Annotated in this window: 11 protein-coding genes and 1 pseudogene; 5 read left to right on the top strand and 7 right to left on the bottom strand. The window is 42.8% G+C overall.

Annotated elements, in window-relative coordinates; all coding sequences use genetic code 11:
* Together CEX98_RS03705 and CEX98_RS03710 are read right to left on the bottom strand one after the other, a co-directional pair.
* Positions 1–479: magnesium transporter MgtE N-terminal domain-containing protein (locus tag CEX98_RS03705; protein ID WP_143484316.1), on the bottom strand; the 479-nt coding region annotated here is incomplete at its 3' end.
* 11 nt (positions 480–490) lie between these two features.
* Positions 491–1,348, bottom strand: coding sequence for a mechanosensitive ion channel family protein (locus CEX98_RS03710; RefSeq protein ID WP_099640780.1), 858 nt, complete (start codon positions 1,346–1,348; stop codon positions 491–493).
* Positions 1,349–1,771: 423 nt separating this feature from the next.
* On the opposite strand from CEX98_RS03710, the gene CEX98_RS03715 reads away from it, so the two are divergent.
* Together CEX98_RS03715 and CEX98_RS03720 are read left to right on the top strand one after the other, a co-directional pair.
* Positions 1,772–6,712, top strand: a complete 4,941-nt coding sequence (locus tag CEX98_RS03715; protein ID WP_099640781.1) for an IPT/TIG domain-containing protein — start codon at positions 1,772–1,774, stop codon at positions 6,710–6,712.
* 75 nt (positions 6,713–6,787) lie between these two features.
* Positions 6,788–7,009, top strand: coding sequence for a hypothetical protein (locus CEX98_RS03720; protein WP_099640782.1), 222 nt, complete (start codon positions 6,788–6,790; stop codon positions 7,007–7,009).
* Between the two features lie 101 nt (positions 7,010–7,110).
* On the opposite strand, the gene CEX98_RS03725 is transcribed toward CEX98_RS03720, so the two are convergent.
* From CEX98_RS03725 to CEX98_RS03745, 4 genes and pseudogenes are all read right to left on the bottom strand, one after another.
* Entirely contained in the window at positions 7,111–7,575 is a 465-nt protein-coding gene (locus tag CEX98_RS03725) for a pyridoxamine 5'-phosphate oxidase family protein (protein ID WP_099640783.1), read from the bottom strand.
* 28 nt (positions 7,576–7,603) lie between these two features.
* Positions 7,604–8,155 carry a type 1 glutamine amidotransferase domain-containing protein gene (locus CEX98_RS03730; protein ID WP_099640784.1) on the bottom strand — a complete coding sequence of 184 codons (552 nt, stop codon included), beginning with the start codon at positions 8,153–8,155 and terminating at the stop codon, positions 7,604–7,606.
* A 278-nt stretch (positions 8,156–8,433) separates the two neighbouring features.
* Positions 8,434–9,219, bottom strand: coding sequence for a hypothetical protein (locus CEX98_RS03735; RefSeq protein ID WP_099640785.1), 786 nt, complete (start codon positions 9,217–9,219; stop codon positions 8,434–8,436).
* A 531-nt stretch (positions 9,220–9,750) separates the two neighbouring features.
* Positions 9,751–11,753: pseudogene (locus CEX98_RS03745) on the bottom strand (alpha-amylase).
* Positions 11,754–12,021: 268 nt separating this feature from the next.
* Between CEX98_RS03745 and CEX98_RS03750 the strand changes: the two are divergent.
* Positions 12,022–12,981 (top strand): MBL fold metallo-hydrolase, encoded by a 960-nt coding sequence (locus tag CEX98_RS03750; protein WP_099640787.1) that lies wholly within the window; start codon positions 12,022–12,024, stop codon positions 12,979–12,981.
* Between the two features lie 267 nt (positions 12,982–13,248).
* On the opposite strand, the gene CEX98_RS03755 is transcribed toward CEX98_RS03750, so the two are convergent.
* A complete protein-coding gene (locus tag CEX98_RS03755; protein WP_172439715.1) occupies positions 13,249–13,983 on the bottom strand; it encodes a substrate-binding periplasmic protein in 735 nt (244 codons plus the stop codon).
* 297 nt (positions 13,984–14,280) lie between these two features.
* Here CEX98_RS03755 and CEX98_RS03760 point away from each other — a divergent pair, with 297 nt between their 5' ends.
* Both CEX98_RS03760 and CEX98_RS03765 read left to right on the top strand, forming a co-directional pair.
* A complete protein-coding gene (locus CEX98_RS03760; RefSeq protein ID WP_099640788.1) occupies positions 14,281–16,887 on the top strand; it encodes an ExeM/NucH family extracellular endonuclease in 2,607 nt (868 codons plus the stop codon).
* Between the two features lie 363 nt (positions 16,888–17,250).
* Positions 17,251–18,012 carry a metalloregulator ArsR/SmtB family transcription factor gene (locus tag CEX98_RS03765; protein WP_099640837.1) on the top strand — a complete coding sequence of 254 codons (762 nt, stop codon included), beginning with the start codon at positions 17,251–17,253 and terminating at the stop codon, positions 18,010–18,012.
* Positions 18,013–18,022: the final 10 nt, after the last annotated feature.

The following is an 18,022-nucleotide window of genomic DNA, read 5'->3' on the forward strand; positions in this document are numbered from 1 at the left end:
CGATGTTGGTTAACCACATATGTAAAAGCAAAGCTAATGTAATCTCGCTTTTTAAGCCTAAGTAATGCTTCCTCAATTGTCATCGATTCTTCTAAAATTAAGACATCCGTTTCAACCCAAGCTCCGATGGTATAATCAGGGTAGGTAATGAGCATCTTGCACAGCGTTTGCTTTCGTACCGAAAGTAGATTGAGTAAACGGGCTTGCTGGTTTTCTTGTAAATGCCTCAATATGGCCGCGATGTCTGCTAATTTCATTTTGCTTAACCAGCGCGAAATATCAACATCGGTTTGCGTCACTAATAGCTCCGCTGCACTTTTTGGCTGCATCATTTTAAGGACATTTAAGGCAGCTTCATTAGTTAGACTTTTAAGTAATTCAGCAGCGATATCTGGTGCTTGTAAAGATAGTAAGCGGGCGGCTCCTGCGGGCTCCTGTTGCAAAAAGTGTTGAGCGACCTTAAGATTCAACATTGACATAAGCGCCCCTATTATTTGTCTGATGAACTAGTTTGAATTGCAGTGATATGTGCAAAGCACTGCATAAACTGGCTCGCAGGCACCAAGGTTCTGCCCTTTTCCGTTTCAATGACCAACATCGTAGCGGTAACTTCTGCAAGTCTCCCTGAGATCCCTGCTATTTCAATTTGGTCGTTAATACGGCAATGACGAGATACTTGTTTAGCCGCTACCGTATTGGCGATCAGCTCTCGACTTCCTAGTCCAAAAGCCAGTGCTATGCCTGCGCACAATACGCCAGTTAGTACAATAACCATGTTAGTTACAAACTGAATGTTAATCCCTAACTGCTCAATTCCTATCACTGTCGCTGTGAATAAAATCGCTAATTTGGCAATATTTCCCGCCACCTCAACTCGCGCAAATCCGATCGATTGTGCGCCTGCCTTGGCCATCGCACTGGCCAAATTTCCCAGTAAATATCCCCCAACAATAATGAAAACACCCGCTAACAGGTTTGGTAAATATCTTAATAGTGAAGAAATCCATTCACTAAAGAAGTTGAGCCCCAGACTAGAGGTGGCTGCGGCAATAAAAAACATCATAGTGACCCAAAACACAGTTCGGCCTATTAACCGAGCATGTTTTAGATTTAATTGCAGCTTTTGCTCTGTTTGCACGCGCTGACTAATACCTACAAGCGCACGATTGCATAGCTTGAGCAAGGATACGGTTAATTTACTTAAGAGCCATGCTACCAACCAGCCCAAAAGTAGCAAAAGTGCCGCACCTAGTAACTGAGGGGTATGAGTTACCAGTTGGTTGATTAATTGTTCATAACTGGCAGACAATGCATGTTGCCAATTATCAAAGGTACTTTCGGCGGCCATAAAGACTACTCCAGAATGAGGTATAACAGCTTAATTTTTAGACTAGTGTTCATTGTTGTCACAGCCTGAGCACATGTCCAGAAATATAGAGGTTTAAATAAATAATCTATTATTAAATTTTACAAACCTGAAATTAGCAGTAATACTTAATCCTCAGTTTTTGACTGGTTAGAGGTTGAAGTCATTTTTGACGAGAGATCTTTGATACCATCAAACCTAAAATTTAGGGTAGTTGCTAATTGCAAACTCCTAACACATAAAGTTTAGGTTAGTCGCTGTTGTTGATGTGCTTGTCAAAGCACGTATAGCGATATGGAAGTATTGGTATTGTAGTTTTAAGTGGTACGTCAGGGATGATTAACGCCAAACTGGCCGAGCAAATTTTATTTATTTGCTCGCCATACAAACAAGAATGGAGGCCCCATGTTTGCTCGATATTACAATAATTGCGCACTTTCTCTGAGAAAAATCGCAATTGTGCTCTTTGCTGCCACGTTTATCACAGCCTGTGGTAGTGATGATGACGATGATTCTCCCCCAACTTCCCCCCCTGTTGAAAATAAAGCTCCGACAGCCAACGCCGGAACTGATGCTACAGTTAATGAAAATACAACTGCTACATTGACTGGTACAGCTAATGACACGGATGGTGAAATCGCCAGTGTGATCTGGAAGCAAGTAAGTGGCCCTGATGTAACGCTTACAAATGCAAACAATGCTACTGCTGAGTTTGTAGCACCTGAGGTAACAGCTGATACAAAACTCACCTTTAGTTTTGAGGCTAAAGATGATGACGATGATTCAGCCCAAGATACTGTGGTTATTACTGTCGCCAATGTTAATAAGGCACCAACAGCTAATGCAGGGCAAGACCAAACCGTCTTTTCGGGTGAAGAGGTAACCCTATCCGCTACGGCTACTGACCCAGATGACAATATTCAGTCAATTAACTGGGAGCAGGTATCAGGCCCGGAATTAACGTTAGCTAACGCAGACCAAGCTCAGGCAACCTTTTCAGCCCCTACTGTTCTTGCAAGCGATAATCTACAGTTGGAATTTAAGGCAACAGTGTCTGATTCAGAAGCGCTCTCAGCTAGCGACAATATTGTTATAACAGTGGTACAAAAAAACCCCGATGCCGTCGCATCAGCGGGTATCGATAGAACTGGAGCCGTTGCTCAAAACTTCGCAAACCCTAATAGCCATGAGCTTATCTTTCTTGACGGTAGTGCCAGCTCTGGAAGCACTTTCAGTTGGCAAGTACTAACCGCCCCTGAAAATAGTCAATATCAACTAACTAGTGATAGCACACCGTCGACTGGCTTTTATGCTGATACCGCTGGCGAATACCAGTTACAAGTGTCCGTAGATAATGGACAAGGTGTTACTGCTTCAGATGAAGTAACGATAACTCTAATCGAAGATAACGATGGTGATGGTATCGTTGACGCAAATGACCCAGACCGAGATGGTGATGGCTTTTTGAACGCCAGTGATATTTTCCCGGATGATAAAGCCAGCCATAACGATCTAAACTCGGACGGTATAGGTAATTTCTATCAAACTGATGTTGATAATGATGGAGTAATTGACGTTGAAGACGACTTCCCATTAGACGCAGCTAAAACCCTTGCTAACCTATATTCTGAATCAACTGAACCTAATGGAAACAATAATAACGATGGTATTTCTGTCAGTGAGAATGCAGGAGCAGTGCCAATAAAAGTCTCGGGTGCAATATACTCGGTTTCCGGCCCAGATCTTGATTACTATCAAGTAACGTTAGATGAAGGGATCTATTCAGCAGTGCTACACGCTGATAACCCAAATATGCAAGCATCATTAACCATTATTTCTGCCGCAGGTGCAGCGCTTCCAACCACTAGAACAAACTTTGTGTCGACTTCTGGCACAACCGGTATCGGATTCTCTGTTCCCAGCGCTGGTAACTATTACCTCATTATCACAGATGGTAATGGTAACAGTGGCCAAGATTGGACCTATCGCACCGATATTTTTGCAGATACAGATATGGATGGCTTGTCGAATGCTCTAGAACAAGCCATCGATAGTAACGAACTTTCAGCTGATAGTGATGGAGACAGTATTCCTGACTATGTAGAGTTCCAGTTTGTGAAAGCAGACTGGGAAACTAATAAAGATCAAGATGGTGATGCTCTGCCTCCATGGTGGGATATGGACTCAGACGGAGACTTGATCCCAGACAGAGTTGAGTTTTATACCGAAGACGAAAAACCAGCACTTAATGCTGCACAAAGAGAGCAACTTAACAATGCGGACTCTGACAACGCCCCTAACTTTGTTGATATCAGTAGTGACAACACCGCATTTGCTGATGACAGCGAACAGGCAGGGGAAAACCCAATAGATCCAAAAGATACCGATGGAGATGGGGTTCCTGATTACATCGACTTAGATAATGATAACGATGGCCTTAAAGATAACGACGAGTCACTCACCACCTATAATGTAGCACTTATGGCTCCTGGCGCTGAGAACTTAGCCATTGCCGACTCTCTTCTAGTAACCCAAGTTATTAATACAAGTAAAAATATTGAGGACTTGTGTGTAGCTGGTGATAGTCTCGCGGTTACCATGTTAAATGGGCCTAATAATGCAAATCAAATACAAGCGGTATTTAACACATTGGATGGTGCAGAATTACAGACCGCAAACGCTGTTACTGATAATGTTGCTGAGTTTATTTGCCCTGATAACTTAGAAGCAGGTTTAGTAGAGTTTTACCTAGCTGCAGACGGAAAAAGAAGTGGCGCGACACCATTACAGATCAAAACGCTACAACTACCAATATTAAGTGAAGTGAGCTTTGACAAACAAAGCAGACAAGTCACTTTAGTTGGGGAAAACCTTGCAGCAGAGTTAAATATTGAATTTAAAGGAGCAAGCTCTGTTGTCGACAATGCTTTTGGCGACCAAAATACACTTACGCTAGATTTACCAAATAATGCGACCTCTGGTTATGTTTCTGTGACCAGTGCCCAAGGTACCTCAAACATGCTGTGGTTAAGTTTGAGTAGATCAATCACAGGTCAAATTATCTCTCCAAACCCTAATGTGGATATGACTAAATTAGATGTATCTCTTTTACCCACAGAAGAGGTCATGGCAAATGCTGACGGCAGTTTTAACACCGACGCAGCAATTACCAAACCAACCACGATTACGGCATTGAGACTTAATGATGGAGCTACGGAAGATAACCCAGCTTATAGCATGTATTTAGCAAGTATAGTTTTTCCATCTCAGCTAACGACTGAGTTAAGCGTAGATTCAACGGCTATCGCTTTAGTTTGGAATGGCTTGGGAGTAGAACAACTTGCGCCTAGCAATGCTTATCAGGCTATATACGATAGCTTAGCTTCTCTGGAAGACGTGGAAGCATTGAGCGCAGTTTTAGCAACAGAGCTATCAACGGATCCTCAAGCTATTAGTGCCCAAAATAACGCGATAATGAACGCTTTAGAGGCAGCAATGATCACGGCATCAGGGACTATTGCCAACATTCTCGACAACAATAACTTCACCCCGCAAAACGTCTCTCTTCAGGGGCTATTTGGCGATCCAGCGACGGTCACCCCGTCGGAGGCACAAGACATAAAAGTTTACGAATATGATGACAGCGGCGATGTTGCTGTAGAAAATGATTCGCAATTATACCTTTCGGTGAAAATTACAGCATCTGATGGAACAGTTCTACAAAATCATATCTCAGGGTTGTCTGGTATGGCTGGACCACAAGGTTATGGTCTACTATTTTGGGCATCGACTACGCAATACAAGGATCCATCGGGTAGAAATGCCATAGTAGAGGTAATATCTCCTGGTATTAGAGGTGACTTTAATCCTGTTCGCATTCCAGCTAGGGATGTTTGGATTAAACTTTACTTTAGGACTGTTGTTGAAAGGATTGCATGGCCAATTTTAGAGGAGGTACTGCCGCTTCCCGAAGATGATTTCGTTAAGATTCTTTGGAATAACGCCCCAGGGCTTGTTGATATTATGGTAACAAAAGCAATTGATGGAGATGTAAAAGGATCTGTTAAATCGCTTATAGACCTACTTTGGCAAGATATTGCAAGCGTACCACCGGGACCTATCACCACCGCTCTCGCTAAGAAAATGGGTAAAGATGCTGCTGAGAAAATACTAGCAAAAATTGCTGCAAAAATTGGCGCGAAATTTGTGCCAGGCGTGGGGCAAATAGCACTTGCAGCTGAAGTGGCCGGGTATGTAAACAAGGGAGCTAACGTAGCAAAAGCGATTGTTGATATAGGTGGCACCGATAGCGCAATACACTTCAATGTAAAATTTCCTTTATCAATTGAAGCAGCTCAACCTAGTAAAGTTTTAGCAGACGGCACTGACAAAACCTTTGAAGTAACTGGTACTGGATTCACGAAGATACAAAGAAACTGGTGGCCCTTTGAGCACTATCTAGAGCCAAGAGTGACTGTAATAGACCAAGATAACCTCCGTGCCACAGTCAAGGTTGAGAGCATTAGTACTGATGGCCAATCAATGCGTATTACTGTGCCCGGTTGGTTCTTAGATGAGAATACAAATGGTCCTTTAGATATTGAGATCCACCACCCTGTTGATACTCCTGATGCCAAGGTGGTAAAAGAAGATGCAATTGCAATTACAGGACAACTTGAGCTTTCTTCTATCTCACCTGATTCTGGTGGAACAGGCATTACCGCTACCATCTACGGTACAGGGTTTGATACGGTCTTAGCCAATAACGAAGTCACTATCGGCGGTGAAAAAGCATTGATCTTCGCAGCCAGTGAATCAAGTGTATCTGTTATCATTCCAACTTCTCTTGACTCTGGAGTCTATGACGTAATTGCACGCGTAAAACAGGATGGCGTCTGGAGCGCCCCTTCAAATAGCTTGCAATATGAAGTTGTGAAAGGTGATGTCTCAATCACAGTGTGTGATAATGGTGGAGCAAAAGATGATGCTTTCGCCTTGTACGTAGATGGCTTGTATACTGGTACTATGTACGCCAATAACAGTGATTACTGCGATACTTATAATCCGGAGTTAAAAGTAGGTGTTCATTCAGCATTATTGCTTGGTATTGAAGCGCCTGACTCGATTGGTACTTACTCAATTTCCTTCACTGGTGTAACTAACTTATCGGGATCGCCGCGTAGTGGAACTGATTTGACTCCTGGCGTTAAAAAGACTTATAGCTTCGAGGTTGTTGCATCACAACAGGCTCAAGGCCTACTGAATAAAGTCATCAAGGCAACCAGCCAAGACGACTTACGAAACAGTAGGGAAAAAGAGTCTAGTGATAACGTCGACAAAAAATAAGGATTGTCTGCTTTGTAAAAATGGCACTACTTTGTAGTGCCATTTACATTTCATAACCAGTTAGGACTTGTATAGATGAATAAAGAGCTTGTTATTGTATATATAGTGGCTGGCCTTGCGATATTATCAGGGTTGGTTATTTTAGTTTTTGGTGAAGTAGGCAGAGGAATTGGCGAAACACTCTTCAAGTTTGACGGTTGGGAACGCCTGTACGGTTTATATCCAATAGCCATTGGGCTAATAGCTATTTGGGGCTTTAGAATTAAACACTCAGCAAATGATGACAAGGATCAGTAAATTAGTTGTCAGGCCGCTTAGGGATTTAACCATAAAACTAGTCAACACCTCCCAAACTTTACTGATCCTAAATATCGTTAAGTTATTATTAAAATCGTGGCCTATTTAAAACTAATAACTTTTCTCTCGCCCATTTCATCAGCTTCTACGTTTTTACCAACGGCTAACTTTAATAAGCCACTGAGATCAGGGTTCACATGCCATATTTCTGCGTCGTCGAGTTCAAAACGCAGCATAATGAGATCCGGGTCCTCTTTACCCTTTTCAAACCAACTTTGCGTTTGCTTTGACCAATGCTTGTCTTTGATATGTTGCCGCGTTTCTTCAACTAGGTTCCCGCGAATACAGGCAAATACATTATGACCCTTACTTGAAAACTGAGCCGTTGCCTTACCGCACTTTGCGATCCGGTTCGTTTTATGAGTAAAAAACCAAAATTCACCATGGGCTTCTTTATCTAGCTGTGCTCTCATTGGTTCGTGGTGGTTGTCGTCTTCAGTTAACCCAATCATCAAGTTAGGACTATGATCAAGTGCTTCCCAGAATGTATTGCTAATATCTGACATACTATTCTCCTTATCTTATTAATCGTTGTTAGCTTGAAGTGTGCGCGTTTAACGCATCAATTAACGCTTCATTAAAAACATTTAGATCTGCAGGGCTACGGCTGGTGATCAGGTTATCGTCTACTGCGACTTTTAGGTCAACCCAATCAGCACCAGCGTTACTCAAGTCTGTTTTAATGCTAGAAAAGGACGTTAGCATCCGCCCGGCGACTAGCTGTGCTTCAATTAGTAACCATGGAGCATGACAAATTGCAGCAATTGGCCGCTTGTTATGAGGTTGAGAAAATGTCTGAATAAATCGAATAGCTGCTGCATTCTGTCTTAGTTCATCTGGGTTTGCGAGGCCACCAGGTAAGACTAAAGCTGAGTACTTGTGTGAGTTCACTTGGTCTAATGTGACGTCTACTGCTACGTCTTCTCCCCAGTTTTCTTCATGCCAAGCCTTAATTTTTCCTTGTTTTGGAGAAACAATGTCGACCTTAAAGTCAGCGTGTTCTAACGCTAACTTGGGTTCAATAAGTTCACTTTGTTCAAATCCATCAGTTGCCAATATCGCAACATAAATAGCTTGTTCTTTCATCGCGGTTCACTCCTTTCAATATTACTTATGAAGTACATTGCAGGACGAATGCCAAATACTAACTATCTGATTTAATGTATATAAACAAAGATAGTAAGGGTTTCGTATGTAACCTTTACATAGTCACTTGGTAAATCTATACCAAGCACAATCAGGTTTGCACTCAAAAAGAATAAGTCCGGCTTAAGTCAAATACGCCAGGCTAGGAAGGAGACCAAGGTAAGCGAGTGTTAAACTCAAAAGAGCACAACCTATGCTGTGCCCTTGATCATGTCATTTTATTTGACGACGAGTTCCTCGTGAACCACATAAATACTATTTGGGTTAGTTAATGAGAGTACTTTGACAGCAAGTGTTTTGCCCGCGGCATTTTCGCACTCAATGATTTGATATAAAACCGGTTGCCCTGCTTGCGAGTTGTCTACCGTAATATCTGTCATAAATACATCAGAGTGAAATGGTCCCTTACCGCTTTCGCCGTGGAACAAACCTAGCTCAACACCTCTATTAGACAACGTTGTACAACGCCCGCTATTGCTTTGGCTGTTCACACTCAAGTGGCTTTGCACCTGATATGCACTGTGGTAACCGTAAGTATTTGGACGGTGCACAAACTCACCGGCTGGCTCCGCTGCTAGCTCCCATTGCACAATTGGGGCCCCAGGCACGTTAACATAAACATCATATTGCTCACCCGAAGCACTAGTACAAGCAATTTCAACGCGTTTATTTTCGGTTAAATACTGCTCAGGGATTTCCGCTGTCGCTTGTTGAATAAAGCCTTGGCCAGAAAGAGGATGTACATCTGCATGTGCTATCTGTACACCAGAGGTGTGATGATAAACATTGCCGTAGCTACAAGAATCACCTTCACTGCGCGGATGCAAATCAATTTTAAGGTTGTGAGCAAATTCACTTGCGAGAATCGCCGTTGCCACAGGCCCATTTTTGTATTCCGTTACCCGCTCAAATCCATCAATGTCATGTGCTTGATTAGGCAGAGCCATGCTACTTGCAGAAGCAAGAGTCGCAGCCAGGGATAGAGCAAAACGTAACTTATTCATTGTCAATTTTCCTTATTTAATCTCATTGAGGGTATGTTGCCAGTACAAAAATGGGCCCATCCGTCGACAACAAATTGATAATAATTCCCAATGACAGCGCTGACAACACACCAGCAAACTCCTTTTATGATCTATATCAACTTGTTGTTTTATATGCTTTTATTGTTAAAAATTTGATTGTTTCGGGTGTTTTTTATTCTTATAACGAGACAGATACATCAATAATGCAGTTTGAGGTATTACTTTACTTTGTTGTATAAAAAAGTGCCCCTCAGCACACAGGTGAATAATCAAACGTAAGCTTATCTCTAACTATATAGATTTGAGGTGGGTGTCTCAGTAATTCGTCTCAGTAATTCTTGGGGAAGACTTGAAATGGCTGTCCTAGTAATTCCGTAACTGCATAGATTTGAGGTGGGTGTCCTTAGAATACTCTTAAAAAAATACTTGGCTATTTTTTGGCAAGATGCTGCATACCAAATTTGGTATACAGTATCTTGAAAGTTTTAAAAGGTTTATTGCGCTACTAAATTAAAGTGGCGTACTAAATACCGAATCACTGCCAAACTCTAAAACAGTTAACTTACCACATTGAGCAAAATGATTATTACTCTTGTAAGGTGTATTCTGCTGGTTGATATCGCCCTCCCAGCCTTGGCCATTTTTAATAAACGCTTTCACTTCAAACCAACCGCTAAAGGTACTACTACAGTCCATTTCGACGTCCAGCAACCAATAATGTGCTCCCCATTGATTCAATGGCGTAACACCATAGCCATTAATGTCATAGTCCTTTTGTTCTCCCCAATCCGCGGGCCAAGCGTTAGTTGTCCAGTCAAGAGGGGTTCCGGCAGAATCCGGTGCCTGTCCACTTTCTGTGGCAGACCAATCGAGTTTTGCATCACCTATTTTCCAAGGAGCTGTCGTACTATTTCGCATATTTAGATGCTTAATTGGTATACTACAGCGCGCAGGATCTAGGTCACAATCAATGCCTCGTAACAATGCCGCCGCATGGTCTAGGCCTCCACGAACAAACATGTCTTGGCCCGCTTGAGTTTGCGCCTTAATAAAAACCAGTGTACGTTGCCAATCACCCTGTTGTGGCGGTTCGGTGAGCTTGCTTTGGTGGTGAATAGCCAGCGCATCCATTGCGCTATGTGCACTTGAGCATAGCCATTTGTATCCACCTCTACAGTGCTTCCAAGGCATCGTTCAGACTCAATACCTCCGCTTAGTACATCACAGTAAGTTCCAGCCGAAAGACCGGTTTGCAAACGTTGATCAAAACTTGCAGACTCGCGGTTGATGGCAACAAAACCCAAGTTACCTCGTGAAAAAGCGATTTGATTATTACCGTTATCCCACCAATTGGTGACTGTCCAGTCATCTGTGGTGTGATTTCTAAATTGCATCGCACCTGCAATCATGGGGCGACGATGCTCACACTGCCACTGCTGACTATTACAGTTGAGTTGGCCGTTTTGGTGAACTGGAATAGCAGGACCACCAGCATCGGTATCGCCGTTAAACTCATAGCTCGACATCACTTTTGGATAACCATATGGAAATGCCAACATAAATACATTTGCCAAATCATATAGCTTGCCATCATGGAAGGTAACGATAGAGCCGGCGCCACCGTGCCCCCGTTGATTATCATGGTTGTCCGTGAATACCACCGCTTGGTAACTTGGCATCATCCCCCAAGCCTCACCAAAGCTTTTTAACCAAGCCAACTTGCCTTGTTTGAATGTATCGCTCAGTTTAATGCTGTATTTAAACTCAGTAACCAACCCATTTTGATGATATTCAGAAGCAGAAACCGCTTCACCGCCTTGATCAATCACTTCTTGAAACACCAGTGCCGGTTTGTTCAATTTAGCCAGCACGTCAGCAATATCACTTGCTGGCATATGCTTACTCGCATCCAAGCGAAATCCAGCAACTCCCATCGATAATAAATCGTTCAAAAACCCCGCTAGTGTATTTTGTACATAGCTTGCGTCGGTATCTAGATCATGCAAACCAACAAGCTCACAATGCTGCACTCGCCAAGCGTTATTACCATAATCTTCGCCGTTTATGGCACAAGTTTCGTGAAAGTCTTGTGGACCATAAATTGGGTATTGTTTATCACCAAATGTGTTGCCAGCGACTCCTGTACCACTGCCATGAGCCATATGGTTTATAACAGCATCAACATAAATATCTACGCCTGCTGATTTACATCTCGCCACCATATCAGCGAATTCTGCTCGACTGCCACCACGACTCACAATCTCGTAGCTTACAGGCTGATATCGCGTCCACCATGGCTCCCCTGTAATATGCTCATTCGGCGGTGATACTTGTACTGCCGCATAGCCTTTTGGCCCTAAAAACGTTTCGCATTCTGTTGCGACATCCGCCCATGACCATTCGAATAAATGAACGAACGTTGTCGGTTCACCTTCGGCCGCCTGAGCAGAGATCACACAGCTAGACATTAACAGTGCAGTAGCTGCAATTTGGTTTCGTTTTGTATTATTCATTATTGCGCCTCTCATTCACATAAGATTAACAATATAGATTTCTGAGTTAAACGATCCACTGAATACGTATGCATAAGTTCATCTAGATTGACTAACGAACCATGATCTGCGGTTAAAAAGCGAGTTTTAATCGTGCGACACGCTTGCTTACACTTTAACCAACATAGGCGCTTGAACTCATTTTGACCAACATGTTAGTTTCAACAGAGCATTTGAAGTGCCAAGCTTCAAGTACCGTTATAAACAATAATAAAAGTATGGGTAAACGATGCTAAATCGAATCAGATCAGGGCTTATAATTATAGGGCTCTTTTGTGCTCACGTCGGTGCACAACCTCAATCGCTTGACTTAAAAGCGGTTGAGGTTTCAAATAATGTCTATAGCGTAATCTCTCCCTTTTATGGCAGACCAACTGCTGAGAATAAAGGTTGGAATTCAAACAGCCACTTTATCGTTACGAAAGACGGTGTTTTAGTGTTCGACTCAGGCTCATCACAGCAAATTGGTAGCGCTATCATCGCAGCAGTTAAACGGGTAACCGATCAGCCAATTCGTTGGCTAGTCAACTCTCACAGCCATGCCGATCATTGGCTTGGCAATGCTGCTTTTGCAAATCTCGGCGTAGAGCTTATCTCAACTTCCTTGTCTGCTGAGACGATGAAAAGCGACGGCCCCGTTGATGTTGAAGCCTTTTTTAATATGACTAAAGGCGCAACAGGTCAGAGCAAACTCGCCATACCTACCTCAACAATTTTACATCAGCATACTCGTACTTTTGGTAATACTGAAGTCAAATTTGTGCTTGCCAACAATGGCCATTCACCGGGTGACGTTATGCTTTGGCTACCCAAGCAACGCATTCTCATTGGAGGTGACGTAGTAAACTCCAACTTTATACCCATAATGACGCCTAGAGGTAACGTCACCCACCTCATTTCGACGCTCAAGGAATTGGAGCAATTAGACCCTCTCATTGTGCTAACCGGGCACGGCGAAAATACCTCAGTAAAATCTGTTTCTAGAGATATTCAATTTTTAACTGTTGCCTGGAATGCAGTACGTGAAGCACTAGCTAAAGGTACTGCGCCAACAAAGATCCCTGGATCATTGCAAGCTCAATTGCGCTTAGAGTTTGGCTCAGCGTATCAAGACTTTGATACCAGTATTTCGTACCTATTAGAAATGATGATAAACAAGCAGCGCCTACCGACTAGCAACCAGTCTTGATCTTATGGTTGCTGTGGTTCAGCTTAGCGCTTGTCATGCTTCAACCTTGGTAAGCTAACGCACCTCAGCAACTTTACTTAATTAACCTAAGCTTTGGATAATCAACGCCTTTCTAGCAGTCAGCACTAAAACTCTCTGGCCAAATAAGGAAACAATTTAATATAATTAAAAACCAATGAGTTAGCTAATTTGTTATCCAAACCTCAGGTTAGTTACAACCGCCCACCTTTTCTACGAAAAAAGACCGAGCAAAAGACGAGCACATGGTTAGTCATCTAATTGGTACTTTTTAAGTGTTGCCTCGTAAATACCGTTTTTCTGCAGTTGTATCAAACCCTTATTGAACAGTTCAATCATTTCTTTTGCTTCCGGATGAGATTTGCTAACACCTATGTAAAGCGGCCATTGTGCTATGGTCGGTTGATGTACGTTGAAACTAAGAAATTCGGTATGTTGAGATTGTAAATATATAAAAGCAAGCTCGTCGCTTACTACAGCGTCTACTCGCTCTTTACTGAGAAGTAACAAACAGGAAGTTAAGTTTGGGAGCTTTTCTAAGCGTATTTGTGGGAGCTTAGCGAGCGCAATTTCAGAGCGAAAACCCCGAATAGCACATACGCTTAACCCTTTAAGGTCATTCAGCTCTTTAAAGTGAATACTTGGCTCTGGACGTGAAATAAGTACCAGCCGATTGCGATAATAAGCATTGCTAAAAATAAAACGTTCATCGCGACTCTTCGAACGCCATAAAGCGGGGATGATATCTACCGGCCCTTTCTCAACCATTCGCATGGCTCGACTAAAAGGCATAGTGAGCATTTCAAAGTCTTGATTCTCGGCTTTAAAAGCCGCGCGAACTAAATCTACGCTAAAACCGGAATATTCATCAATGACATAGGGAGGCCAAACATTATGTGCTCCCACGATGGCATCATTTGCCGATGATGTGCATGACAGGGCAATAAACAGGAGGCATGACTGCCTTAAACTCTTCATCGCCATGTTTATGCTCTCCCACCTTCACTTTCAAACTAAATTAACTGATAACTTTGCTATAAGAATTTGCTCCACCCCTAGTTGAATATAGCACACCCCTTATATCGCGAAACAAACACATACTCGTTCATAGGCAAGGTTTGAATATGGCATAAAATTCAACGACTTTTGTCCTTCAATAGACAATTTAATGTAAACCAACGTAAACAAATCGTGAAGTTTAATTGAATTGTCATCAATAGTGCTTAAAATACTGCGTCCGAATAATAGTTCGGCAAATTCTAATACACGGGAAAATAAAAAATGATTAAAAAATCTATCCTTGCTTCAGCTATTGCATTAGCTTGCCTCAATGCACACGCAGAAGTCATCATTTCAGAGTACGTTGAAGGCAGCAGTTATAACAAAGCCATTGAGCTCTACAATGGTAGTGAAGAAGCAGTCGATCTTACTGGTTACTCTGTTAATTTCTTCTTTAATGGCGCAACAGAAGCACGCACCAATATCGAACTCAGTGGCGAACTAGCAGCAAAGTCGACGTATGTGATTGCTCACTCAGATGCCGCTTCAGAGATACTTGCCAAGGCGCAGCTTATCAGCAGTAGCAGTTTTTTTAACGGTGACGATGCCATCACCCTGACATTAAACAACGAAGTGATAGACAGCTTAGGACAATTAGGTGTAGACCCAGGAAGTGAGTGGATTGATGGCGATATTAGAACAAAAGATAAAACGCTTGTCAGAGATCCCGCAATAACAACCGGGCGTACCGATGCAACTTCTGCATTTGTTGGTGCCGGACAATGGCAAGTGCTCGCGAAAAACGACTTTAGTAACCTAGGTGTACACATTAATGGCGGTGACGTACCTGAGCCAGAGCCGGTTATTTGTGGCGAGAATAATACCCTAATTAGTGCTATTCAAGGCGCGGGAGATGCAAGTCCACTTGCTGGAGAAACAGTTGAAATTCAAGCGGTTGTTACTTCAAGCCTGCAATCAGATACAGGGCTTGGCGGTTTCTTTATTCAAGAAGAAAACGCAGACTATGACGCTGACGAAAATACGTCAGAAGGCATTTTCGTTGTATATACACAAACCCCAGTAAGCACGGGTGATGTAGTTAAATTACGCGGTAAAGTCGAAGAAAAGTATGGCCAAACTCAGCTGGTTAACGTGAACGCAATCGAGTTATGTGGTTCAGCAACCGTTCCAGCTACGTCGGTAACATTACCTGCCGAAAATGGTCTTGAAGCCTACGAAGGCATGCTAGTTTCGATTTCAAATGAGTTAGTGGTTAACGATACATACGGGCTGTCACGCTACGGGGAAGTACGCTTAGGCACCGAGCGCTTATATCAAAGCACACAAGTGGCAACACCGGGTGATGCGGCGAACCAGCACGAAGCTGAAAACAAACGCAAAGAAATTTTATTAGATGATGGTTCATCAGTACAAAACCCTGCTGTCATTCCTTACCCTTCACCAACACTAGACGCCTATAACACACTGCGTTTGGGCGATTCAGTGACTGGCCTTGAAGGGGTAATGGGTTATGGTTATAGCCAGTACCGTATTCATCCAACCACAACACCAAACTTTGTGCATACTAATCTACGTACAGATGCGCCTCAAGTAGAAGAGCGTGGAGACTTACGTATTGCCAGCTTTAACGTATTGAACTACTTCAATGGTGACGGCCAAGGAGCAGGTTTCCCAACACCTCGTGGTGCCGATAACTTAGAAGAATTTGAGCGTCAAAAAGCGAAAACGGTTGCTGCAATTTCAGCGCTCGATGCTGATATCATTGGTCTACTTGAAGTAGAAAATGATGGCTTTGGTGAGTTTAGTGCCATTGCCGACCTCGTTAATGCTCTAAATGCGGCTGACTCTGCTAACACTTATGCCTTTGTAAATCTCAATGTGGACCAAGTCGGTGGCGACGCGATTACATCAGGGATCATCTATCGTAGTAACAAGGTATCTGAAGTTGGCACGCCAGCATTTACTGAAGCCGTACCATTTGACTATGGTAACCGTCCACCTGTGGTGCAAACTTTCAAAGATGAAAGCAGCGAAGAAGTCTTCACTGTTGTGATGGCACATCTACGCTCAAAAGGTAGCTGCTCAAAAGCAGAGGGATTAGATCAAGACCAAAATGATGGGCAAGGTTGTTGGAATCAAACTCGAGTCACAGCAGTAAATACACTGTCAGCTTGGCTTGATACAAACCCAACAGGAGTTGCAGAAGATGATGTCATTATTTTGGGTGATATGAATGCTTACGCTCAGGAAGATCCAATCAATACCTATGTAGAGAATGGCTACGCCAATATCAAGCAAACGCTCCGCGGTAATAGCTTAGACTATTCTTACGTGTATAAAGGACGCATCGGGAGCTTAGATCATGCCTTTGCTTCAAGTGCGATGATGGAAAAAGTTAAGTCTGTGACAGACTGGCATATCAATGCCGACGAACCCGTTGCGCTAGATTACAACACGGAATACAAGTCTGACACACACAAAGCAAGCCTTTATGCAGCACATGCTTATCGCGCATCAGATCATGATCCGGTGGTTATCGACCTTAACCTTGCTAAAGAGCCAACAATTATCGAAGGCGAGTTTACAGGCCTTGCTGGCTGGTTTTGGTGGCAACACCGCTCTATCGAGCTACCTGCGGGCTTTGATAAACTAGAAGTGTCAATCACAGGTCGAGGTGAAGCGGATCTTTACGTACGTCACAAGAAAATGCCAAACTTCTTCAAATACGATTGCCGTCCTTACCAGTGGGGCAGCGAGGAAAGCTGTGTGTTTGATGAACCAGCAGAAGGTAAGTGGAATTTCCGTCTACGCGGCCTATTCCCATACTATAATGTAACTATCAAATATAAAGCGATAAAAACAAACTAATCTTCGTATTGATGAAAACCCAAGCGCCCCAGCGCTTGGGTTTTACCTATCCACACTTGCCAACTAACGAACCGCACAACACTGTGGCTTAACACAAAGTAACCAAACCTAGGCTCATTACTCTTTTTATACGAGTTACCAGCAAGTTATGCCCATTGAATTAACTTGAAGGAAATTTTTGCCTTGCCTATATGGGTATAGGTACTTTTGCGGTAGCAGGACGCAAGAGCGGTGCAACTAACGCCACTCCCCTATCAAAAATCACTCAATCATCTAACGCAATTACTATTACTTTTTAAAGATTGCGGTTGCACAACTTACATAACAAAATTATTATATAATAAATTTATTATGGACTTACTTATGAAAGTTCTCTTCTTATGCTCAGAAAATTCAGCCAGATCCATCATGGCCGAAGCGCTATTAAAGCATCATGGAAAAGATGAATACGAGGTATACAGCGCTGGCACAGAACCATGTGGTGTCGATAGCAGGACTTTACTAGCTATTGAGCACTTTGGGCTGCAAACGGAAGGTTTACATTCAAAACACCTTGATGAAGTGGCCAATATCCATTTCGACTTTGTTATTACTCTATGTGACAAAGCCGCGAAAGAGTGTGATAACCGAATCAATGGCACTAACTTACTTGCATGGGATTTTCCTGAGCCTCGCACACGTCCAGAAGCCAATCCGTTTGAAAAAACACTGCAAGAATTAAACGAGCGGATCAAAATGTTTTTGCTGATAAACGAAAAGCAAAAGCCAGCCCCAATCACACCAACTACTTTTTACAAAGCACTTGCTGACGATATTCGTCTAAAGACACTACTCATAATTGCTGTAGAAAAGGAAGTTTGCGTCTGTGAACTGATGGTAGCACTAGATGAAGAAAGCCAACCTAAAGTATCTCGTCACCTTGCACAGCTCAGAAAAACAGGAATTCTATCGGATAGAAAACACCAGCAATGGGTGTTTTACTCGCTCAATCCAACGCTGCCTAAATGGATGAAACAAACAATTACTGCCACGGTTGTGAATGAGCCGATTTTTATTGAACAAGAGTTAGCCAGATTAAACGCAATGGGTGATAGGCCAACGCGGGTGGCAAGCTGCTGTAACTAGGGGGACTGTT

It is taken from the genome of Pseudoalteromonas piscicida (genome assembly GCF_002744175.1).
Taxonomy (GTDB): domain Bacteria; phylum Pseudomonadota; class Gammaproteobacteria; order Enterobacterales; family Alteromonadaceae; genus Pseudoalteromonas; species Pseudoalteromonas piscicida_B.